Here is a 21000-nt window from a genome sequence, read left to right as displayed (position 1 = left end):
ACATGTAGGCGGGCATCAAGGTGCGTGGGTATCGGGGGCGGCAGCTGGGGCTGACCCGCCTGACCATCGTGGCGAGCAGTCTCTTCGCTCTGCTGATAGGTGTGGCGTTCACCGTCCTGCTGTGGGCGATCGCCGACGCGAACAGTTCCGTCTCGGCGCGCCGCGCGTCCCGGACGGCGCTGGTGAAGTCCGGGAGCATGGAGCAGATCGTCCTCGATCTCGAGACGGGCCAGCGCGGCTTCGTGATCACCGGGAAGAAGGACTTCCTGGAGCCGTGGACGGCGGCCCGCAAGGCCTTCCCGGCGGAGGCCCGACGGTTCACGGCGTCGGTGACGTCGCCGGAACAGCGGCGGATCGCCGCGGAGATCACCAAGGGCGTGCGGTCCTATCTGAACGACTACTCGGTCCCGCTCGTCGACGCGGTCCGCCGCGGGGACCGCGCGGCGTCCGGCGCGGCCGTGGCGGTGGAGGGCAAACGGCGGGTCGACGACCTGCGGGCGCAGTTCGACCAGTACATGGAGGCCGAGCGGGTCCAGCTGGCGGAGCGTACCGACGCCGCCGGCGCCAACAGCCGCCAGGCGGTGATCACGGCGGCCGTGGGTCTCGCGGCGTCGATCGGTCTGGTGGCCGTGGTCACGGTGCTCCAGCACCGGGCCGTGGTCGCGGCCGGTGCGCGGCGCGGCGGCGGCCGCCCAGCGGCTCGCGGGCGGCGACCTCGGCGTAGGATACCCCCGAGCAACGTGGCTGAAGTCGGCGCGCTCGGCGAGTCCTTCAACTCCATGGCGGTGTCCTTGCAGGACAGTCGCCGCCGCATCATGGAAAGCGTCGAGGCCGTGCACCGGCGCACGGCCAGGGACCTCCACGACGGGGCGCAGCAGCGCCTGGTCAGCCTGATGATCGGCCTCCGCCTGGCGCGCGAGATGCTGCCCGCAACGGAGACGTCGGTGACCGAGCTCCTCGACCAGTCGATCACCAACGCGCAGACGGCGATCGACGAGTTGAGGGAGCTCGCCTCCGGCATCTACCCGCTCGCGCTGACGGTGCGCGGCCTGGTGACGGCGGTGGAGGACCTGGCGTCCCGGTGCCCGGTGCCGGTCGTCGTCCACAGCACGTACGACCGCCGCATCTCGTCCGCCGTCGAGTCGAACGCGTACTTCATCGTGGCCGAGGCCGTGACGAACGCGGTGAAACACGCCGAGGCCTCCCGGATCGACATCTACCTCGACCTCACCGAGGTGTTGCGGATACGTGTGGTGGACGACGGCATCGGCGGCGTGGACACGGCGACACCGGGCAGCGGTCTCACCGGACTGACCGACCGGGTCGCGGCGTTCGACGGCAAATTGTCGATCGAGTCGCCGCCCGGCGCCGGCACGGCGGTCCTGGTCCAGATCCCGATGGGGGACTGACCTGGGCGGCCGTGCAACCGCCCGGCTCCCGCGCTCCGAGGTCTGTCCCGCCGTTCCGGTCAGCAACCGGCGTGCGGCTCCTGCTTCTCCGGCAGGTGGGTCTCGGCCCAGGTCCCGAGCTCGGCGAGGGCCGGTTCCAGGGCGCTTCCCGCCCGCGTCAACCGGTACGACACCCGCAGCGGGGGCCCCGCGTCGACGCGTCGCGCTCGACGAGGCCGGCGGAGCCCAGTTCGGTGAGCCGGTCGGAGAGCATCCGCTCACTGATCCCCGGCACCGCCCGGCGCAGATCCACGAAGTAGGCGGGCCCGCCGGTCAGCACGGCCAGGATCGGGCCGGTCCAGCGCTGCCGAGCAGCTGGAACACCCGGGTGATGGCGGAGCTGACCTGCCTGCAACCGGCGTCGTCGTGCTGCTGATCGACCGTCATACGGTGAGGATACTTTCCTGTGCTGTACGGACGATCACGGGGAGAAACATGTGTCCCGCTCCACCGTGCCGGCGGGACCGGGCCGCACACCGCGCGGTCCGGTCCAGGAGCCTCCGTCGGTGTTCAGAACCCGCGCCACACGTTGTCGAAGGCGGCGTTCTCGACCGAGCGCCGCTGACGTACGGCCTCCAGCTCCATCACGGCGTTCCCCACGGCGGCCAGGACCGTCACGGTCGCGTCGTCGTCGAGGTCATGGCCTGCATCCACGTCCTGCCCACGTCCTGCCCGTCTCCCCGCCCTCGTCGTCGCCCCCGTCGTCCGCCCGGTCGCGCAGGCCGACGGCGGCGGCGAGGGCCGCGAGCACGGGTTCGCCCGAGGCGTGGCGTTCCTCGGCCCGGCGGACGGCGGGGGAGTCCACGAGTTCCACCCGCTCCTGCCTCGACAGGAGTCGGCTGCCGCGGGTGCGGTTCACCAGCCCGGCCCGCTCCAACTCGTCCGTGTAGGCCGCGGACAGCTCGCGTCCGCGGCGCCACAGCCAGTCCTCGACCGACTCGTACGGTTCCTGCCGGACGACGGTGGCGGCGGCCTCGTCCAGCAGCCGGTCGCCGGCCGCCGATCCGGTACCGGGCACCAGACGTTCGCCGTCCAGGCCGATGACCTGCGCCTCAGCGAGGTCGAGCACCTCGGCTCCGGCGAGCGCGAGCGACAGATCGCCCTGTCCCACTTCGCGGTCGGAGGCCGACAAGGCGATGATCGCCAGATCCTGTGCGGTGCTCATACGTGTCTCCATGTCGATCGGCCGAGTCCGGGGCGGTTGTCCCGACGCTCACCCGGGCCGTCGTTCCGGGTGTGTTCAGGGTGCCACGCGGAGGCACGTGACGTCGGCCAAGAGGGTGCCGGGACCGTCAGGCGGCAGCCTTCAGCGGGCCGGAGAAGGACTTGCGCAGGGACGAAGGAGCGACGAGGGGGAGCAGGAGGCGAGCATCTTCCCCTTGAAGTCGCTGGGAAAGCGCGCGTGAGTTCGACGTCGACGCGCGTGCCGTCGCCTTCGGGCGTGAGGTCGAAGACCCAGCCGCCGCCCGCCCCGAAGAGCTTCGAGTCCAGGGTGGTGACGGTGACCTTGGAATCGGTCCACGTGTACCGGGCCCGTTCCCAGGCGGCGCTCGTCCCCTCGGTCACCTCGGCCGAGTTCTCGCCGAGCTCATGGACCGTGAAGTGGTCGGCGTCGATGGTCGGCCAGGCCTCCGCGCGGCCGGGGCCGAAGTCGGTGAGCGTGGCCAGGGCCTGCGCGGGAGACAGGGAGGAGATGAGGTGGAAGCGGACGACGGCCATGGGAGCCCCTTGCATCAGAAAAGTAACCGGCTGGAACGGTTACTAAGATTCCACGTCCCGCGTCACCCGTCAAGACGGTTCAAGTCCACAAATGGGCCGGTGGCGGGGGTTGCGTTCTCGTGAGTCACTTGTCAGTATGGTTACGTGAATCATGCATTCCCCTGCGGGACGCTCCCGCTCGACTTCGTCGGCACGCTGCGCGCGCGCCGCAACGAAGAACCGACAGAGAAGCTCGCCACCCCCGAGCTGCTCGACGACTGGTTCGTCGAGTCCAAGATGCTCGACCTGGCGCCCGGCGCGAGCGAGGTCGACCTCGCCATCGCCATCGACCTGCGCGAATCCATCTACGATCCGGTCGCCGCCCGTCTGGACGGCAAGCCGCTGCCCACCGACGCGGTCGCCGAACTGAACCTGCAGGCGTCCGGCATGCCGGTGACGCTGCGACTCGGCCCCGACGGCGCGACCCGCACCGGCACGGTCTCCCAGGGCCTCGCGGCGCTGGCACGCGAGGCCGTCGAGATCCTCGGCGGCGACGACGGAGCGCTGCTGCGCGAGTGCTCCCGCCCCGAGTGCACCCAGGTCTACCTCGACCGCTCGCGCGGCCACCGCCGCGAGTGGTGCGCCATGAAGACCTGCGGGAACCGGGTCAAGGCCGCCGCGTACCGAGCGCGCCAGCACGCCGCCCAGGACTGACCCCGGGCCGGCCCGCCCCGGCCATCGAGCGCCTCGTGGCGGGCGCTGGACGTGATGCCCCCGGTCGACGACCCGGCCGTGGGGCGGGGCGCCGCATACGGAGCCGCGCGTACGTGCGCGGCCACGGCGACAAGTGCTGTCCCCCTGCCCGGGCCCCCGTGAGCCGTGAGCCCCGGCGGCCTCCCCGCGTCACCGACAGCACTCCGATCCGGAACAACACCGGACGGACGCGTGAGCCAATCCGCAGAAGCAGAGACACATGCAGGCGGATCCCTATGGCGCGACTCCGATCACGAAGCGCTCACCAGGCAGGATGGCGAAGGGCTGCGAACGAGCACGCAGTCACACGTATGTCAGATACCTAACCCGCCTGAGACACCTGCACTCGATGTAAGGTGACTCGTAAGGTGTCCGGCCGGAGCAGGCCCGAAGAGGTATGTGCGATGTATGCGGCCCGGCCGGACGGAACCACCCCTTCTTCAGAACAGGCACAGCCATGACGCTGACCACCACTCCGTTCGGCAAGCACGCCACAGCGGCGGAGGTACTCGACGGAGTCGATCTGAGCGGACGCCGGTTCGTCGTCACCGGTGGCTCCTCCGGCCTGGGCGTCGAGACGGTCCGGGCGCTGGCCGGTGCCGGCGCCCAGGTGACCATCGCGACGCGTGACCCCGCTGCCGCCAAGCCGCTGCTGACGAAGTTCCCCGACACCCGGGCCGTCGCCCTCGACCTCGCCGACCTGGCCTCGGTCCACGCGCTTCTGCCAGGCATGGAGCGGTCCCTGGACGGCCTCGTCGCCAACGCAGGCGTGATGATGCTCCCGACCCGGCAGACCACCGCCCAGGGCTGGGAGGCGCAGCTCGCCACCAACTACCTCGGTCACTTCGCCCTGGCCGTCGGCCTGCGCGCCGCGCTGGCGGAGGCCGACAGGCCGCGCGTGGTCGTGCTCAGCTCCGGCGCGCAGCTCCGGGCCGGATTCGACTTCGACGACCCGCAGTTCGATCGCCGCCCCTACGACCCGTTCGTCGCCTACGCCCAGTCGAAGACCGCCGACGTGCTGCTCGCCGTCGGGATCAGCCGCCGGTGGGCCGAGCTCGGCATCACCGCCAACGCCTGCGCGCCGGGCTGGATCCACACCAACCTGACCCGGCACATCGACCCGGCGACCATGCGGGCTCTCGGCGCCATGGACGAGGACGGCAACCTGCTCACCCCGGACTACTACAAGACCCCGGCCCAGGGTGCGGCCACCACGGTGCTGCTGGCCGCTTCGCCCCTCCTCGAAGGGCTGACCGGGCGCTACTTCGAGGACAACCAGGAGTCGCCGGTCGTCGAGGGCGGCGCCGAGGTGATGGCCGGTGTCGCCAGGTGGTCGGTCGACCCGCCGCCGCGGACCGGCTGTGGATCTCGCGCTCCCCGAGGTGCGCTGACCCCGGCACCCGCACAACCATCGACCACGCACAAGAAGAGGAATGAGATGAAGGACAACCGGCGACACCCCGAGTTCCTCCTGGTGCACGGCGCCCGGCACGGCTCGTGGGCCTGGCGCGAGCTCCAGGACGTGCTGGCCGGCCGCGGCTGGACCAGCCACACGGTCGACCTGCCGAGCGTGGTCGCCGAGGGCGCCGTAGGGAAGTTGCCCGGTCTGCTCGACGACGCCCGGGTGGTCCGCGAGAAGATCGACGCCGTCCAGGCCCCGTTGATCGTGGTCGGACACTCCTACGGCGGCGCTCCGGTCACCGAGGCCACCACGGCGGCCGCCAACGTCTCCACCTCGTGTACGTGTCGGCTTTCGCGCTGGACGAGGGGGAGAGCCTGATGACGTGCTTCGGCGGCGAACAGCCGGACCTCGCCGCGGTGGAGGGGACCATCCCGGTCAGGGACGACCCGAAGCAGACGCTCCACAACGACGTGCCCCAGGGCGCCCGGGACGCCGCTCTGGCCCGACTGCTGCCGCAGAGCGCGCTCTCCTTCGCCGAACCGGTGAGCCGGGCCGGCTGGAAGACGCTGCCCAGCAGCTACGTGCTCTGCGACGACGACCGCAGTCTCCTCCGTCCTACCAGGAGCCGTTCGCCCTGCGGGCCGGCACCACGTACCACCCGCCCAGTGGTCACACCCCGCTGCTCTCCATGCCGGACAAGCTCGCCGACATCCTTGAGGAGATCGCCTCCGGCGTCACGGCCGAGGCTGCGCTGAGTACGTCGCCGCAGGTGAATGCCGCCGGACGCTGAGCAGGGCGTGCGTGGCGCGTGCGTGTGGCGTGTGGCGTGTGGTGCGTGAGCTCAGATGTGGTCCGTGGGCGGCCAGCCCCACCACCAGAGGAACAGGCCGCCCAGCAGGACGACGAGGAGGATGGCCGCGTTGAGGCGGCGGTAGTGCACGACGAGGGCGATGAACTCACGGATGACGGCGCTCGGCCAGAAGTACGACGCCGTCGGCGCTCCCACGACGTGGCCCCGCACACCCACCCGTCTCGCGGTGATGGCGGCGCGGAACGCGTGGTAGTTGCTCGTGACGATCACACAGCGCGCTGCGGGTTTCTTCGTGTGCATCAGGGCCTGGCTGAACGTCAGGTTCTCCTCCGTGGTCGTGGAGCGGTCCTCGCGTTCGATGAGGTCGGCAGGAAAGCCGCGCTCGACGAGGTAGGAAGCCATCGCGTGGGACTCCGGCAGTTCCTCGTCGGGTCCCTGCCCGCCGGAGACGATGAGCACGGGCCGCCGCCCGCGACGCGACAGCCGCGCGTGTTCCTTGCGTCCCTTCTCCAGGCGGCTGGCCAGGAGCGGAGGCACGGTACTGCCGCCGATCGGCCCGGAGCCGAGGACGACGACGAAGTCGCCTCTGCGCCAGAAGACCAGCCGCTGGTAGAGAGCGGCGTAGAAGAGGAAACACACGAACAGGAAGGCGACATAGCCGGCCAGGACGACGGCGGTCCCCGCGACGACGGCCAGGGTCCGCGAGTGCAGGACCAGCGCCGCGACCAGCAGGGCGAGCAGCACGGTCAGCGCGAGCCCGACCCCCAAGGACACCAGGTTCGCGAGGTTCCTGCCCTCCTTGCGGACCATGGTGACGCCGTTGAGCGAGCAGAAACCCCGCCAGGACGACAACAGCGACAGCAGCCGTCACCAGGAGGCCGAACGCGATGTCACCGCTCAAACCAGGCTTGATGGATCCGAGTTGGAGCAGAGCGGCCACCACGGCGAAGACGACGGTCAGCCCCAGAAAGACCGCGTTGCTGAGCCTGCGGTGCTCCCGTACCACCCCCACACAGAACCCGACGAGGCACAGTGCGGACGGCAGGTAGAGCAACATGCCGCACATGCTAGGGGGTTCGGCATGCGGCCCTCTCGCCCGATCTGGGCTATGCCGCCCAGCTGTCCTCCAACAGGGACTGGAAGGTGGTGGCCTGACGGCCGGTCAGTTCTGCCAGGGTCGGGTCGACGGCGGTGAACTCTCCGTTTCGTGCTGCCGCGAAGACGCTCACCAGCAGGTCGGCGACGGGGGCGGGAGCGCCGTGCTCCAGAGTCTGCTCGCGGAAGGCATCGTCGGAGACGACGGTGCGGGTGAAGGGGCGCCCGTGACCTGGGCGGCGATCTCGGCGACGGTGTCGAAGTCGAGGGCCGCCGGGCCGGTGAGTGGCGGGGTGGGTCCTTCGAAACGCCCCTGGTCGGTGAGGACGGCCGCGGCGGCCAGGGCGAGGTCGTCGTGTCCGGTCCAGGCGACGGGTCCGTCGGCGGGCAGGGCGATGTCGCCGGTGCGGCGGGCGGAATCCAAGAAGTGCAGGGCGCTGGCCGCGTAGAAGCCGTTGCGCAACGAGGTCCAGGCAGGCCGCTGGCGCGCAGCAGGTCCTCGGTCCGGGCGTGGTCCCGGCAGGGCGTGGAACAGGGAGTCGTGGGCGGCGCCCATCTGGCTGGTGTGAGACGATGCGGCCGACTCCTGCCTTGACGGCGGCGTCGATCGCGGCGCGGTGGCCGGCGACGCATTCCTCGCCCGCACGGTCGAGAGAGACGAGCAGCACCTGCTCGGCGCCGTCGAAGGCGTGCGCGAGGGAGGCGGGGTCGTCGAGTCGCCCTGCCGGACGCGGATGCCGCGGTCGGCGAGGTCCTGGGCCTTGCGGGGGTCGCGGACGCTGACGCCGATGCGCTCGGCGGGGAGGCGTTCCAGGAGGTGTTCGACGGTGCGACGGCCGAGCTTTCCGGTGGCTCCGGTCACGATGATCACAGGGTTCTCCCCACATGGTTTCCAGTGGAATCACTTCAACGATAACACTGGAACTATCATCGGAATCAGAATCCCGATATCATCGATACATGCCGAGCCGTGACACCACTGACAACAGCCCTCGTCGGCGCATCATCGAGGCGGCCGTCGAGCTGCTGGAGAGCGGCGGTCCCGAGCGCGGTGAGCACCCGCGCGGTCGCCGCCGCGGCGGAATGCAGCCGCCGGCCATCCACCGCCACTTCGGCGACAAGGACGGCCTGCTGGAGGCGGTCGCCGAGCACGGCTACACGCAGTTCCTCGAGGACAAGAGGGCCCAGCTCGACCTCACGCCGGCGGACCCGGTGCAGGAGCTGCGCCACGGCTGGGACATGGTGGTGGAGTTCGGTGTCTCGCATCGCGAACTGTTCGCCGTGATGAACAGATCCACCAGCTCAGGAACAGACGCGGCACACCGCGCGGGCCTGGAGATCCTCCATGGCCGAGTACGCCGCCTGGCGGCTGCGGGATGCATGCGCGTGGATGAAGAGCTGGCCGCCCAGATTATCCAGGCCACCGGCCAGGAGCAGTCACCACCTGGCACTCGACGCAGATCGCCGCGACCCGATGCTGCTGACCGTCATGCGCGAGGCCATGATCACCGCTGTCACCCGGGCCGAGCCGACGGTCCCCGCCGAGGAGTCCGGCCCCGCGCCGGCGGCCCGCGCGCTGCGTGCGGCCCTGCCCGACAAAGCCGACGTCCTCAGTGACGCCGAGCAGGCCCTGCTCCACAGAGTGGCTCACCCGCCTCGCGGCGGACGCCGGAGACGCCACGGGCCTGATACTCCGTCAGCACCCCTGATGCAGACGGAAGATCGCGAGGAGATCGTCCGCGGAGTCGTGGTCGCCGAGAGAAGGACACTGACTGCAGCGATCGGGCGCACGGGACTGTCTGTCGCGGACGTGTGTGACGGTGATGGCGCCGCACTAGATCTCACGGGCCGAACTGCGCCCGGGCGCGCCGCGAGTCAATTCCGGCCCTCGGGCGTGGGCGAGGACCGCCAGCGCGGTGTCGGCAACGCTCCGCACGGTCTCCGGGTTCAGTCCGGCCTTGCCGACCGCCTCGATGCCGCGGACGACGGTCAGCAGCAGTGCCGCCAGCCGCTCCGGATCGGCGGAGCTGTCGATGTCGCCATGGCGCGGGCGGCGCTGATCTCCGTCCGCAGCAGGTTCATCAGCGCGGCCATGGTCTCGGCCGGCCGCCCGGCGAGCGGTCGGATCGAGCTGGGAAGCCGGTTCGGCCGCGCCCTTGGCCAGCAGACACCCGCGGCGCTCGGTGTCGGAGGCGGTGTGTTCTCCTGCCATGAGGTGCACGTATCCCGACAGCCGGGCCAGGGCCTCCGAGTCCGGCCGCCCGCCAGCCGCTCTTCGGCCACCTCGGCGACGGCGGTGCACCAGTCGTCGAGCACGCGGTGGAACAGCTTGCGCTTGTCGCCGAGCGCGCCGTACAGGCTGCCCTTGCGAGCCGGTGACCTGGGCGATGTCGTCCATCGGGTTCCTGCGTAGCCGGTCGCCCCGAACTGTTCCCGCGCCTGCTCCAGGACTCGGCGTTCGTCGAATGCGCGTGGTCTCGCGCGTGGCCTCACCGTACCCATTCTTGACTCGATCGTCCATTACTGCCTACGTTGTGGACGATCGGTCCCACTCAACTGAAGGGGTCCGCCATGCTAGGCGATGCTGCAGGACAAGGTTGCCGTGATCGCCGGAGGACCAGCGGGATCGGCGCCATCGCCCACCGCTTCAGTCCAGGGAGGGCGCGCGGGTCTTCGTGACCGGCCGGGACGTCGACCGCCTCGAAGCCGCAGTGAAGGAGTTGGGTCCTGCGGCCACGGGCGTACAGCGCCGGCACAGTCACCGGCCCTGACCGGCCTGGACGCGCTCTACACGCGAGTCCACGAAGAGGCCGGACGCATCGACGTGTTGGTGGCCAACGCGGGAGTCGTCGCGGACGCCGCGCTCGGCGCCCACGCCGAGGCGAACGTGGACCTGACGCTCGCCGTCAGCATCAAGGCCCACTGTTCGCCGTTCAAAAGGCGCTCCCGCTCCTGTCGGAGAACGCGTCCATCCTGGTCATCGGCTCGAGCAACAGCGTGCGGCCCAACGAACAACTCGAGGTCTACGGCGCCTCGAAGGCGGCGCTGGTAGCGGCCTCGTGCGCAACTGGGCCCGGCAGTCGCGCGAGCGCCGGTTCCGGGTCAACGTGCTCAGCCCGGGACCCACACGGACCCCCGGACTGCTGGGCGTCGCAGGCGCGGAGGCCGACCGTTTCGCCGAGGCCACCGTGCCGCTGGGGCGACTGGCCGACGCCGAGAAATCGCCGAGGCCGCCCTGTTCCTGGCCTCGGACGCCTCGTCGTTCGTCACCGGAGCCGAACTCTTCGCGGACGGCGGCTACGCGAGCCTGAACGACGGCCGGAAAGTTCCATCTGCCGGTCGACGTCGTCGCCGGGGTGACGGCGGGGCGGGCGATCGTGGGGTGTGCGTGTGAGGTCGCCTCGCGTCGGTGCAACTGGCTCCGGCGGCGCGCGCTGCGTGCGGCCTGCCCGACAAAGCCGACGTCCTCCCGGCAGGCGAGCGGCTGTGCGAGGCTCGAGGCCGGGAGCGTGGCGCCTCTTTCGATTGCGTCGGCGACGATCTCCGCGACGGTCCCGGACGAGACCGTCCCGAAAGGCAGGAAGAGGGATCAGGCGGTCAGGATGCTTTCTGAGGCTGGTTGGCGGTCTTCTCCAGCAGGCTCTGCAGGGTGTGCTGCTGGGCGGGGGTGAGCGCGGCCAGCGGCGAGTCCTGGGCGAGCAGGTCAGGAGCTGCTCACGCGGCGTGGTGCCTTCTGCGGTGAGCACGAGGTGCTTGGCGCGCGCCGGTCGGTCGGGTGGGCGTGGCGTTCGACCAGGCCCTGTTTCTCGAGCTTGTCGATGACGAACGTGGCGTTGGAGGGTTCGCAGCTCATGCGCTCGGCGAGCTCGCGCATCGTCATCGCGGTCATCTCCCGCAGCGCGGTCGCCTGAGCCGCGGTCAGGCCCAGAGTGCCGGCCCGCCGGCGTACGTGATCGGAGATCTGCTGGGCCAGCCCGTCCACCAGGCCGCACAGTTCTCGCTCGGCGACGGCCTGCGCCTGCGAGGGAGGTGGGGAGGGGTCATGCTCCCCACTCTAGCAAGTTCATCAAGTCTGAATAATGAAAGCTTGAATGATTCAAGCTTGATGCTTATGGTTGCCGAGTCGCCGCCCCGCGCGTACAGCGACGATCTGGCACAGCACGCATACGACGGACGAGGAGACGCCACCATGCCGAACTCGCTGGCCGACCAAGACGAGCGACTGCGACGCCCAGCGGAACTCTCGCTCGACATGGCTGAGGTGCCACGAAGGTCTCCTTCGTACCGGACGGGCCGTACAAGGCCGGCCGAGCGCCTGGCTGCCCGACAGCACCGACGACTTCTGGGCGGCTCACCCGCAATATCTGGACGACACCGGGCGCTTGGTGGCCAGCCTCGGCGGCCTCCTGGTGGAGCACGGCGACCGCGCGCTGCTGATCGACACCGGGTTCGGACCCCTAAGCGCTGCCGGCCGACCCGGGGACACCGAACGGCTCCATATACGGCGGCGGGCTCCTGAACGGCCTGGCGGAACTCGGCCGAAGCCCGGAACAGATCGAAGCGGTCGCCTTCAGCCACCTGCACCCCGACCACCTCGGCTGGGCCGTACACCCGGTCCCCGGCACCGGTGCGCGCGCCTTCGCGCACGCCGACCACCTGGTGGCAGAACCGGAATGGGCCCGGTACGCGCAGCCGGAGACCGACGGCACGCCCGACGAGGCCATCGCCGCGCTCGCGCCCCACGTCCGCACGATGACCGACGGGCAGTACATCTTCCCCGGCGTGCAGGTCCGATCACCGCCGGCCACACCGAGGGACACGCGGAGTTCGTCATCACCGGAGGCGGACGACGCCTCATCGCCTTCGGCGACTCATGCATTCACCGGTCCAGGCCGACCACCCCGAGTGGTCCTGCGTCTACGACCATGACCCGGCCCGGTCCGCCGGTCACCGCCACCGCCTGGTCGCCGAGTTGGAAGAACCCGACACGATCGGATTCGGCATCCACTTCGCCGACGTGGTCTTCGGACACGTCCGCCGCGACGGCAAGGCCCCGCCTGGCGCCCCCTGGAGACCACGGACGCCGGGCACGACCAGCCACGGTGACGACCGAATCCCTCGGCCCAGGGCGTGTGGCGAACCCCGAGGACCGATCTCGGCTGTTCGACCAGGCCGGGAGCCGGAAGCGACGGGCCTAACGACGTCGGCAGACGAACTCGCCGATGCGTCGGCGTGCGGGACGTAGACGAGGTGATGTCGAAACCGGCCCGGTCCAGCATGCCTTCAAGACCCATGCGTAGGTGGAGAACTCCTCCCGCACGTGCGCCTCGAAATCCGCCCTCGTGAAGCCCTGGCCCGCAGGCTGCCCCGCCGTGTCGATCCATCGCTCCAGATGCTCTGCGGCGTCGGCGGGCTCTGAAACTGAAGATGACGTCCCACAGGTAGAAGATGCCGCCCGGCCGCAGCATGTCGGCCGCGTTGAGGAGCGCCTGCTGCTTCAGAAATCGGCAGTTGGTGCAGGGCCGACTTGGTGGTCACCACGTCCGCGGGTCCCGCGCGATGGGCGTAGTCCAGGAAGCCGGCCCGGTGCCAGTGCGCGCCGGCGCCGGCGCCGGCCCGTTCCGCCCTGGCCCGGGCGAAGGCCAGCATCTCCTGTGAGACGTCGACGCCGTGGGCCTCGGCCCCGCGCCGTGCGGCCTGGACCACCAACGAGCCGGTGCCGCAGGCCAGATCGACCAGGCGGACGCCCGCCTCGACGCCGAGACGGTCGAGCAGTGCGTCGTCGGCAACCGGGTCGGTTCCCTGATTGCGGTCGTAGGCGGCCACCGCAGCCGGACTGCCCAGGTCGATGCCGACCGGCTCGTACTCGCGGAAGAACCACCAGTACCGGCTCTTCCTCCATCTCGCCTCCACGCTGAGCTTCACGCGAACCGCGGCCGATTGCCACGTCAGTCCGGCACGTTGTCCCGGACCGTGCAGCGACTGGAGTCCTTTGCCGGACACCGGCTTCTGGACCGTGGCCCGCACGGCGTCGCGCTGACCGAGCACGGCCACCGCTTCCGCCGCTACGTGACGGAGGCTCTTCAGCTGTGGGACCGATACAGCGACAACGGCTTCGAGGGGGACCAACTCAGCGGCCGACTGAGGGTGTTCGCCTCGGTCACGGCCTGCCAGAGCCTGCTGCCCGACCTGCTGGCACCGCTCCGAAGCGCCCATCCCCGGGTGCAGATCTCGGTGCGGACCGGCGACGCCGCAGCGGCCCTCGCGCTCCTCGACGACGGCGAGGCCGACCTCGCCGTCGCGGCCATGCCCTCCCGGGTTCCGGCCACTCGCTCGCGCGCACCGTCACCCGTACTGCGTCCTGGTCCGAGCCGGCCCACGGGGATCAGACGCACAACTCCCGGACCCCGACGAGTCGTTCGTACTCCCCAGACGGGCCTGGTCCGGGACATCGCCAACCGATGGTTCCGCCGCCACGGCATCACACCCCGCATCGCCGCAGAGGCCGACGGGCATGAAGCACTGCTCACCTTGGTCGCTCTCGACTACGGCACCGGATCATCCCTGACCTCGTCCTCCAGCACGGCAGCATCCGGCACCGGCTCCACGTCACCACGGCCCCGACCAGCCTCCGGTGAACTCACCATCGGCGCCTCGCATCCGGCGCACCGATCTTCACCGCCCTTGGTCGCGGTGGCCTGGGCAGCCACAGTGCCCGGTCAGCCACCGAGGTCAGAAGTGCCCGGTCAGCCACCGAGGTGAGAGCACTAGACGGCCGGCCAGGGTCGCTGCCCAGCCGAGGACGGTGCGCCCGGTCAGGCAAGCCACAACGCAACACTCGCTACGCGCTCCTCGTACGCGAGGGGAACAAGGTCCCTGGACAACACGCTTGGAACGCCTGCTGGTTGTGGTGCTGCGCCTCAGCCTGCTGCGGCTTCGTCCGGCGCGTCTGCCCGGGGTCCGTGCGGCGTGCGGCCGGCGATCACAGCGACCGCGGCGAGGAGCAGCAGGTCCAGGGGCAGCGTCCACGCCATGGCCCGCGCGTGGCCGTCCGTCGTCGCTGAGGGTGAGGAAGAGGGTTCCCAGCAGTGCCACCCCGGCGGAGGCGGCGTGAACTGCTGGGCCGCGGTGACGAGGCCGGAGGCCACACCCGCCCGGGCAGGCGGGATGTCGGAGAGGGAGTACCCTGATCAGTGTCGGCAGTACGAGGCCGTTGCCGAACCCGGTCAGGCACACCGCGACCACGAGGGCCGGCACGGTCGGCAGCCCGCTGACGAGCAGGCCGGTCATGGCGGTCACCGGCCCGAGCCCGGTGACGAGGGATACCCGGTGCGGATCGAACGCTCCCTGGTCCCGTGCGACCCAACTGCGCATCAGCAGCGAGCTGGTCACGAACGTGATCCCGGAGGGTACGACACAGCCCTGCGTGCAACGGCGAAAGGTGCTCGCCCTGTTGCAGCAGGATGGTGAGGCGCGAACATGAAGCTCGCGAAGAACAGCATGAGAGGCGATCGAGGCCAGGGCGCCGCGCCGCAGCGACGGCACCGTGAGCAGAGCGGGATCGAGGATGGGATCGCCGCCCCGGTCGGCAAGCCGGCGCTCGGCTCGCACCACAACCGGATCAGACCGATCCCGGCGAGTGGCAGCCACAGCCACGATGGGCCAGCCCCACTCCCGTCCGAGGACGAACGGAACCAGTACCAGGGCCAGTGCGAGCCCGATTCCCGCGGCGGCTGCGCCGTCCAGGCGGGGCGCGTCCGCCCGGCGGATGCGGGCATCACGACACAAGCGGCGGCGAAGGTGAGCGCGGCGATGGGCAGGTTGATCAGGAAGATCGCCCGCCACCCCAGCCCGGCGAGGTCGGCGCTCGACGGACCAGCCGCCGAGGATCTGCCCCGCGATCGACCCCGTCCCCGTCGCGGCCCCGTACCAGCCCATCGCCCAGCCGCGCCGTCCGGCGGGCAGCGCGGTGCTGATCGTGGCGAGCACCTGCGGGATCATCACCGCCGCGGCGAAACCCTGCAGTACGCGGGCGATCACGAGCCAGGCCGCGGTCGGTGCGAGCCCGCACAGCCCCGACGTGGCAGCGAACAGGATCAGGCCGGTCAGGTAGACGCGGCGATGCCCGTACAGGTCACCGAGCCTGCCACCGGCGATCAGCCCGCTGGCGTAGGCGAAGGCGTACCCGCCGACCACGAGCTCCAGCTCGCGTCCGTGGCGGACAGGGAATCCTGGACGGCGGGGGCGGCGACGTTCACGACGAAGAAGTCGCAACTGGCCCATGAACGCGGCCACCAGCACCACGGCGAGGAGCAGCCTGGGCCGCACAGATATCGTGGATGTCATGTATCCACGATATCCTTGTCGGGTATCGTGCGGTACATGCAGGTGTCACAGGGTGTCGAGTGGGCGATGCACATCTGCACGCTGCTCTCGAAGCGCCGGACGGCACGCCGTGCCGCGGCGCACGCTCGCCGAGGCGTACGCGCTGCCCGAGCCCTACCTCGCCAAGTACCTGAAGCGCCTCGTCGCTGCGGGCGTACTCACCTCGACGAGCGGACCCCGCGGCGGCTACCGGCTCGCGAAGCCCGCCGATCAGACCACCGGCCTGGCCGTGGTCGAGGCCGTCGAGGGAACCGGCCCCACCTTCACCTGCCGTGAACTGCGCCGCCACTGGCACCGTCGCCGCGACGCGCGAGGAGTGCCGCGAGAAATGCGCGGTGCACTACGATGATGGACGCCGCCGACGAGGCCTGGCGGGCACGCCTGGCCGAAACCACCATCGCCGACATCCGGCGGCACCGTCCTGACACCCTGAGGGCCCGCGTCGCTGAAACCCTCGGGTGGTAAACGCCGTTGATGCGCCGGCGGGTCGCCCGGGCCCGCCAACCCGTAGCTCCCGGTCGGGTCGGTGCCCTTGTTGAGTCTCGACCGGCGGGGACGTCGCAGGGCGCGGGATCAGGCGGCGATAGCCCTGGGGCGAGTGACGGGGGTGGGCGCGGACCGACCGGCCGGCAGGCCGGCGAGGCCGCTATCGCGAGGCGCTGGCTGGTCTACTGGCCGGAACGCCCGCTCTGCGTCCGTCGCACGCCCGGTTCGGCGGCCAGCACTCCAGTGCCATGTCGGCGATGCCCTGGAGTTCGTCGCGGCCGAGGCCGCTTGCGAGCCTGGACGGCGATCCCGAAGGTCACCGTCGTGACGTATCGGGCGAGTCGTCGGGGGTCGGCGTCGTGCGGCAGATCGCCTTCGTCGACGGCCCGCTGGAAACGCTCCTCCAGGCGTAGAGCCGCGCTGTTCCGCCAGGCGACCAGCATGTCGTGCGCGGGCCGTCCCGCTTCGCTCGACGCCAACGCGACCTGCACGCCCAGGCATCCCACCGGGCCGCTCTGGACGCGTCGTGGTCCGCACCGCTCCACGGAGCATCGCCTCGACCACGCCTCGCGCGGTCGGCTCCTCCAAGGCGCGAGTCCCATAGCCGGCCGGGCCCTCGGTGTAGCGGTCCAGAGCTTTGCGGAACAGCTCCTTCTTGTCGCCGAAGGCTGCGTACAGGCTTGGCTTCGTGATGCCCATGGCCTTGGTCAGGTCGGTGAGGCTGACGCCCTCGTAGCCCCGCTCCCAGAACAGCCGCATGGCGCGCTCAAGCGCCTCGTCGACGTCGAACTCCCGAGGCCGACCCATGACGACGATGCTCCGCGAGACCAGCCATGTGTGCAGCGTACCTCCCTGAGCAGCGATCGGCGCCGATTTCTGTACCGATTGATATAGAAAGTCAACTCCGCCATCTCCCGCCCGCGGCGCGATTCCGGTGTCACCGACTCCTCTCCACGACTTCTACTCCGATCGGAATAGAAGTCGTGGAGTCGAGGTTCCCCTCTCTGGGACAGCTACCGCGACAGACCGCGGGAGCCCCGCACGCCATCAGCAGCAGCACCCAACACCGCCCGATCCAGGGCGAAGAAGGGCATCATGTCTGACATCGACCTGCGCGACGCCGAAGTGCTCAACGCCCGCAAGTCCGACGGCATCGCGGTTGTCACCGGCGCGCCAGCCGCGGCATCGGCGCGGCCGTCGCCGGCCGTCTCGGCGCCGACGGCTGCACCGTCGCAGTTCACTACCGCCAGGACTCGGCCGCCGCGGCGGACGTCGTCGGAAGATCACCGCGGCCGGCGGCACGGCGTTCTCCTTCGCCGCCGACCTGGCCGAACCCGACACCGGCACCGCCTTCTGGGCTTCCTACGACGCAGCCGCGGGCGAACTGCGCGACGCGCGCGTGCAGGTCCCGGTGAACAACGCCGCGATCATCGTGAACGGCGTCATCGAGGAGACCACCGCCGAGGACTTCGTCCGCCAGCAGCAGATCAACACCACCGCGCCGCTCCTGATCATCAAGCCGCCCCGCCCCGCCTGAGCCGACGGCGCACGCGTCGTGAACGTCTCCTCCGGCGCCACCCGCCTCCCCATCCCCGGCATCATCGGATACACCATGACCAAGGGAGCCCTCGAAGCCCTCACGCTCCCGCTCGCCCAACACCTCGGCCCACGCGGCATCACTCGTCAACGCCGTCCGCGGCACCACCGACACCGACATGAACGCCGACTGGCTGCGCGGCAACTCCGAAGCCATCACCAACCTCGTCGCGCAGCGCGCCCTCCGCCGCGCATGGGCGACCCACCGACGTCGCCGACGTCGTCGCCCTCTCGCCTCCCACGACGCCCGGTGGATCACGGGCCAGATCATCGACGCCACTGGAGGCGAGCGCCTGTAGGCGGTACCTCTCCAGGGGACACCGGCGACATCCGCGCGTCGCGACAGCCGGCACTTGACTGAGAGCTCCGGCGCTGGCCAGGCTCTCGTTCGGATCGGCTCGACTACGACTGTGCTGAGCCCATTTGGATGGGCGAGGCCGGTGCGCGAGCCCTGAGCGAGCACCGGCCGGCGCCGGTCCGGGGAATGTACGTGCGTGGGTGGTGACAGGTTCGCCACGAACAGGCGGTTCGCCGCGAACAGGCGCCGAACTCGCCCGACGCGCCCGCCTAGTGCCAGCCGCAAGTACGTCTTGTCGTGGCCCACAGCGCCGCGACAGCGCAGCTGGTGTCCTGCCGGGAAGTGAGAGGCGAAGCTGTTCGCACTCTGCAACAGAGCCTGGCGTACCGGCGACCTGGCCGCAAGCAGGCTGCCTTCCTACCCTGAGGGGCTATGGAGGGCTGGAAGTTTTGGTGGGGATCGCCGCGTTCTTCCTGGGCGGTCTTGCGACACAGCTGAATGGGTGGCTTGCCCACCGGCGTCAGCGCGGAAAGACAAGGCCGACGAGGCCCATGACGCACTCAGACAGCGCGGCGTGAAGAGTTCGAGCTGCAACACCTCATCGAGCTCAACCAACTGTTCGCCGACGCCATGGAGGCACTGCTCGACTATTCGCCTCGGCCGTCCGCTGGTACATACACCTGCGGGATACGAACAGCCTCAACGACGACGCCGAAGAACGCCGGGACCAGGCCAGCGAGGCCTCGCAGGCCGCACTCACCAAGGCCGCACTTCAATGCGGCTTCGTACTCGCTGATGACGTCAGGAGTCTGGCGGATGAGATGACCAACCACATCGCCTCAGCCAACAGCCTGCTCCACGAGGATGGGTCCCCAACGTTCTAGAACTGACCACCGCTGCGGGAGAGTTGCACGAAGGGTCGGCGCGAGAGTCGCAGCATCTACGCAGGCCGACACCTCTCTGCATGACTACAACCACACGGTCGCCCACGCCCACTGGCAAGCCCTTGGTCGCCCAGCAGGCAACTACCCGACGTACGGCAGCATCCCGATCCACATACCCACCGAAGTCGCCTGCCACAACGGCCACCTGAACGCAGCACGCGAACTGACGGCACCACCTGGCTCGGCGCCGCCCCTACGCCGGTGTCCTGTGCAAGTGAAGTTTGATCGTTGTCATCGAACTGCGGGTGGCGCAGATCCCTTGCCGTGTCGGGGCACCACCTGGCGCGCAGCGGGTCCGCGGCGAGGCGAGTTCGGTGCGGACGTCCCCAGAACGCGCCGGCCACCGTGACGAAGGTGGGCGGAACAGGCCACCGGCCGCCTCGAGTTCGTGCTGTCCCTGGCCCTGCCCGGGCATGCGACGTGCACATTCGCGGCCAGGGAGGGGGAGCGGGCCGCCGGTCGGCCTGTGGCTCCCTGACGGCTCCACCGCGATCGTCCGAGCGGACGGCCACACCCAACAGCGTGGCCCGACGCGGTTGTGGGACACCGTGGAGCGGGCGGCCCTGCCGAGCTCCTCGAACAGCCCGAGCGGACCCGCTTCCGTGTCGAGGTCGTCCCGGACGGCAGATCGTCTCTGTTCGACGGCGGCCCGCACTGGCACCTCGACCGGTCTTGAGTATCTCGACCCACGTCCCGCGGGTGTTGAAGGTCGTCTGCGTGGGGCAGCAGGTCTGCTCTACTGGAAGGGCGTGGCTACCTAGGCCGGCGTGAGTACGCCAACCGATGTGCGGGTCGATCAACGGGTCTTGGATGAGGGCATGGTCTTCAGCTCCTTGCGCCGCCCGTCGGGGCGACCCGGTCCGCACGGTCAACCGCACTGGCTGCACCCGGGCCGGTGGTTCCCGCCCGACGGGACGCAGTCGCCTCACGGCGGCGTTGTCCGCGCTGTGCTCTTCATGCCCGCGGCACTCGTGGTGTTCGTCTTGTCGCTGCTGATCCCAATGCCGCGCACTGCCTGGAGTACGGGCAGTGCACCCCAGGCCTTCCGGGCTACCTGCTCGCCTGGAGTCTGGGGACTCTCCGCCGGGGCTCTCCTGGTTGCTCTCGTTGCTCCGTGGCCGCGGATGCGGTGGTTCGCCCTCGCCGTACAGCTGACCGCTGAGGGCACCGCGCTGACTCGCAGATCCTCGTCGCTCCCTGAACCTCTGATAGGGCTGGCCCGACGCGGGCCGGGTGAGCGCCAGCGGCGCCTTATTGATCGTTTCAGAATGAGGTTCGGAGTCGTTGCAGGCAGATGATGCTGCAGGCGAGCCGTAGGAGGCCGAGGTGCAGGTCGGCGCGTACCTCGTAGCGGATGATGCGTAGGCGCTTGAACTGGAGCTGCGAGCCAGGCAGAAGGTCCGCTCGACCGCAGCGGGTCTTGCGCAAGCCGGAACCGTGGTAGCGACGCCGCGACGGGCAATGAGTGGCTTGATTCCATCAAGCTTCCGCACAGCAGAGCGGCGGTACTTGTCGAAGCCAGTAGCCCCGGTCGGCGCGAACAGTCTGTAGCGGTCGCGTCTGCGGGCGTCTCACGCAGGCCCCGGATCGGCGATCGCGTCCAAAAGAAGGAGCTGTGCGACGTCGTGGCGGTGGCCGCCGGTCAGCGTTACGGCCAGCGGGCTGCCGTAGCCGGTCGTGACGATCAGGCGGCGCTTTGCCGCCAGGCCGGCTCCCGATCGACCGGCGAAGAGGGCCGGTGTGATCCCCTTTGAGCGCCCGGACGTGAGAGCCGTCGATCGCCGAGTCCTCCATGCGGCGAGACCCGCCTTCCGCAGTTCGGCGAGAAGCACTTCGTGCAGGCGGGGCCGAGACGCCATCCTCAGTCCAGTCGGAGCCGGCGCCAGGCAGTCACTCCTGAACAGCCAACGACCTGGATGGGGACACCGTGCCAGGCCACGCCCTTGCGAGCACGTAGATGATGCCGGCGAGCTGCGACGCGGTCCGGCACGGCAGTCGTCCGGGGTGGCGATGGCGTCGGGCAGGCCGAGTGGGGAGAAGCGCAGCTATGCGCTCTCAGAGATCGTCGGACACAAGGTCGGCAG

General features: G+C 70.1%; 13 protein-coding genes and 11 pseudogenes. 13 read left to right on the top strand and 11 right to left on the bottom strand.

All coding sequences use genetic code 11. The features are described 5' to 3' along the window. The first annotated feature begins 20 nt into the window (after positions 1-20). Positions 21-1409 (top strand): CHASE3 domain-containing protein, encoded by a 1389-nt coding sequence (locus RBJ77_RS22500; protein ID WP_372346669.1) that lies wholly within the window; start codon positions 21-23, stop codon positions 1407-1409. 59 nt (positions 1410-1468) lie between these two features. On the opposite strand, the pseudogene RBJ77_RS22495 reads toward RBJ77_RS22500, so the two are convergent. From RBJ77_RS22495 to RBJ77_RS22480, 4 genes and pseudogenes are all read right to left on the bottom strand, one after another. Beyond that, positions 1469-1835, bottom strand: a pseudogene (locus tag RBJ77_RS22495) (winged helix-turn-helix transcriptional regulator). 123 nt (positions 1836-1958) lie between these two features. Further along, positions 1959-2102, bottom strand: coding sequence for a hypothetical protein (locus tag RBJ77_RS22490; protein ID WP_372346668.1), 144 nt, complete (start codon positions 2100-2102; stop codon positions 1959-1961). After that, entirely contained in the window at positions 2086-2613 is a 528-nt protein-coding gene (locus RBJ77_RS22485; protein ID WP_372346667.1) for a GPP34 family phosphoprotein, read from the bottom strand. Before RBJ77_RS22485 ends, RBJ77_RS22490 begins: the two co-directional genes overlap by 17 nt. Positions 2614-2740: 127 nt before the next feature. Beyond that, positions 2741-3167, bottom strand: a pseudogene (locus tag RBJ77_RS22480) (hypothetical protein). A gap of 144 nt (positions 3168-3311) precedes the next feature. Between RBJ77_RS22480 and RBJ77_RS22475 the strand changes: the two are divergent. The 3 genes and pseudogenes from RBJ77_RS22475 to RBJ77_RS22465 all read left to right on the top strand — a co-directional run bounded on the left by RBJ77_RS22475 (position 3312) and on the right by RBJ77_RS22465 (position 5679). Continuing rightward, positions 3312-3860 carry an ABATE domain-containing protein gene (locus RBJ77_RS22475; RefSeq protein WP_372346666.1) on the top strand — a complete coding sequence of 183 codons (549 nt, stop codon included), beginning with the start codon at positions 3312-3314 and terminating at the stop codon, positions 3858-3860. Positions 3861-4356: 496 nt separating this feature from the next. Continuing rightward, positions 4357-5290, top strand: a pseudogene (locus tag RBJ77_RS22470) (SDR family NAD(P)-dependent oxidoreductase). Positions 5291-5337: 47 nt separating this feature from the next. Beyond that, a complete protein-coding gene (locus RBJ77_RS22465) occupies positions 5338-5679 on the top strand; it encodes an alpha/beta hydrolase (protein ID WP_372346665.1) in 342 nt (113 codons plus the stop codon). 463 nt (positions 5680-6142) lie between these two features. Here RBJ77_RS22465 and RBJ77_RS22460 read toward each other — a convergent pair. Both RBJ77_RS22460 and RBJ77_RS22455 read right to left on the bottom strand, forming a co-directional pair. Beyond that, a pseudogene (locus tag RBJ77_RS22460) lies at positions 6143-7169 on the bottom strand (YdcF family protein). Positions 7170-7218: 49 nt separating this feature from the next. Then, positions 7219-8078 (bottom strand): annotated as a pseudogene (locus RBJ77_RS22455) (SDR family oxidoreductase). 14 nt (positions 8079-8092) lie between these two features. Here RBJ77_RS22455 and RBJ77_RS22450 point away from each other — a divergent pair. From RBJ77_RS22450 to RBJ77_RS22440, 3 genes and pseudogenes are all read left to right on the top strand, one after another. Continuing rightward, positions 8093-8290, top strand: a pseudogene (locus RBJ77_RS22450) (hypothetical protein); the annotation flags it as partial. 262 nt (positions 8291-8552) lie between these two features. After that, positions 8553-9620, top strand: coding sequence for a hypothetical protein (locus tag RBJ77_RS22445; RefSeq protein WP_372346899.1), 1068 nt, complete (start codon positions 8553-8555; stop codon positions 9618-9620). A gap of 646 nt (positions 9621-10266) precedes the next feature. Then, positions 10267-10601 (top strand): annotated as a pseudogene (locus RBJ77_RS22440) (SDR family oxidoreductase). A gap of 203 nt (positions 10602-10804) precedes the next feature. Here RBJ77_RS22440 and RBJ77_RS22435 read toward each other — a convergent pair. Further along, positions 10805-11201 (bottom strand): annotated as a pseudogene (locus tag RBJ77_RS22435) (MarR family winged helix-turn-helix transcriptional regulator). Between the two features lie 470 nt (positions 11202-11671). On the opposite strand from RBJ77_RS22435, the gene RBJ77_RS22430 reads away from it, so the two are divergent. After that, positions 11672-12136 (top strand): MBL fold metallo-hydrolase, encoded by a 465-nt coding sequence (locus RBJ77_RS22430; RefSeq protein ID WP_372346884.1) that lies wholly within the window; start codon positions 11672-11674, stop codon positions 12134-12136. Positions 12137-12490: 354 nt separating this feature from the next. On the opposite strand, the gene RBJ77_RS22425 is transcribed toward RBJ77_RS22430, so the two are convergent. Then, positions 12491-13423, bottom strand: coding sequence for a class I SAM-dependent methyltransferase (locus RBJ77_RS22425; protein ID WP_372346664.1), 933 nt, complete (start codon positions 13421-13423; stop codon positions 12491-12493). On the opposite strand from RBJ77_RS22425, the gene RBJ77_RS22420 reads away from it, so the two are divergent. After that, positions 13355-13969 (top strand): LysR substrate-binding domain-containing protein, encoded by a 615-nt coding sequence (locus RBJ77_RS22420; protein WP_372346663.1) that lies wholly within the window; start codon positions 13355-13357, stop codon positions 13967-13969. The two genes, RBJ77_RS22425 and RBJ77_RS22420, sit on opposite strands and share 69 nt — an antisense overlap. Here RBJ77_RS22420 and RBJ77_RS22415 read toward each other — a convergent pair. Continuing rightward, positions 13940-15553, bottom strand: a complete 1614-nt coding sequence (locus RBJ77_RS22415) for an MFS transporter (RefSeq protein ID WP_372346662.1) — start codon at positions 15551-15553, stop codon at positions 13940-13942. The two genes, RBJ77_RS22420 and RBJ77_RS22415, sit on opposite strands and share 30 nt — an antisense overlap. Positions 15554-15662: 109 nt before the next feature. Between RBJ77_RS22415 and RBJ77_RS22410 the strand changes: the two genes are divergently transcribed. Further along, positions 15663-15941, top strand: coding sequence for an Rrf2 family transcriptional regulator (locus RBJ77_RS22410; protein ID WP_372346661.1), 279 nt, complete (start codon positions 15663-15665; stop codon positions 15939-15941). 297 nt (positions 15942-16238) lie between these two features. On the opposite strand, the pseudogene RBJ77_RS22405 reads toward RBJ77_RS22410, so the two are convergent. Next, positions 16239-16885 (bottom strand): annotated as a pseudogene (locus tag RBJ77_RS22405) (TetR/AcrR family transcriptional regulator). Positions 16886-17237: 352 nt separating this feature from the next. Here RBJ77_RS22405 and RBJ77_RS22400 point away from each other — a divergent pair. From RBJ77_RS22400 to RBJ77_RS22390, 3 genes and pseudogenes are all read left to right on the top strand, one after another. Continuing rightward, a complete protein-coding gene (locus RBJ77_RS22400; RefSeq protein WP_372346660.1) occupies positions 17238-17615 on the top strand; it encodes a hypothetical protein in 378 nt (125 codons plus the stop codon). An 18-nt stretch (positions 17616-17633) separates the two neighbouring features. Continuing rightward, positions 17634-17699 (top strand): annotated as a pseudogene (locus RBJ77_RS22395) (hypothetical protein); the annotation flags it as partial. 94 nt (positions 17700-17793) lie between these two features. Continuing rightward, positions 17794-17973: a hypothetical protein gene (locus RBJ77_RS22390; protein ID WP_372346898.1), complete on the top strand. Its 180-nt coding sequence runs from the start codon at positions 17794-17796 to the stop codon at positions 17971-17973. Positions 17974-20179: 2206 nt separating this feature from the next. Here RBJ77_RS22390 and RBJ77_RS22385 read toward each other — a convergent pair. Further along, positions 20180-20965, bottom strand: a pseudogene (locus RBJ77_RS22385) (transposase). Positions 20966-21000 lie beyond the last annotated feature (35 nt).

This window comes from Streptomyces sp. KL116D (genome assembly GCF_030766975.1).
In the GTDB taxonomy this organism is placed as follows: Bacteria; Actinomycetota; Actinomycetes; order Streptomycetales; family Streptomycetaceae; genus Streptomyces; species Streptomyces longispororuber_A.
This window is presented reverse-complemented; position numbering and strand designations above follow the sequence as displayed.

Excerpts from the sequence above, each read along its gene's own strand:
- RBJ77_RS22485 (WP_372346667.1), bottom strand. The coding sequence starts at position 2,613 with ATGAGCACCGCACAGGATCTGGCGATCATCGCCTTGTCGGCCTCCGAC.
- RBJ77_RS22415 (WP_372346662.1), bottom strand. The coding sequence starts at position 15,553 with ATGACATCCACGATATCTGTGCGGCCCAGGCTGCTCCTCGCCGTGGTG.
- RBJ77_RS22425 (WP_372346664.1), bottom strand. The coding sequence starts at position 13,423 with ATGGGCGCTTCGGAGCGGTGCCAGCAGGTCGGGCAGCAGGCTCTGGCA.
- RBJ77_RS22390 (WP_372346898.1), top strand. The coding sequence starts at position 17,794 with ATGAACGCCGACTGGCTGCGCGGCAACTCCGAAGCCATCACCAACCTC.
- RBJ77_RS22445 (WP_372346899.1), top strand. The coding sequence starts at position 8,553 with ATGGCCGAGTACGCCGCCTGGCGGCTGCGGGATGCATGCGCGTGGATG.
- RBJ77_RS22465 (WP_372346665.1), top strand. The coding sequence starts at position 5,338 with ATGAAGGACAACCGGCGACACCCCGAGTTCCTCCTGGTGCACGGCGCC.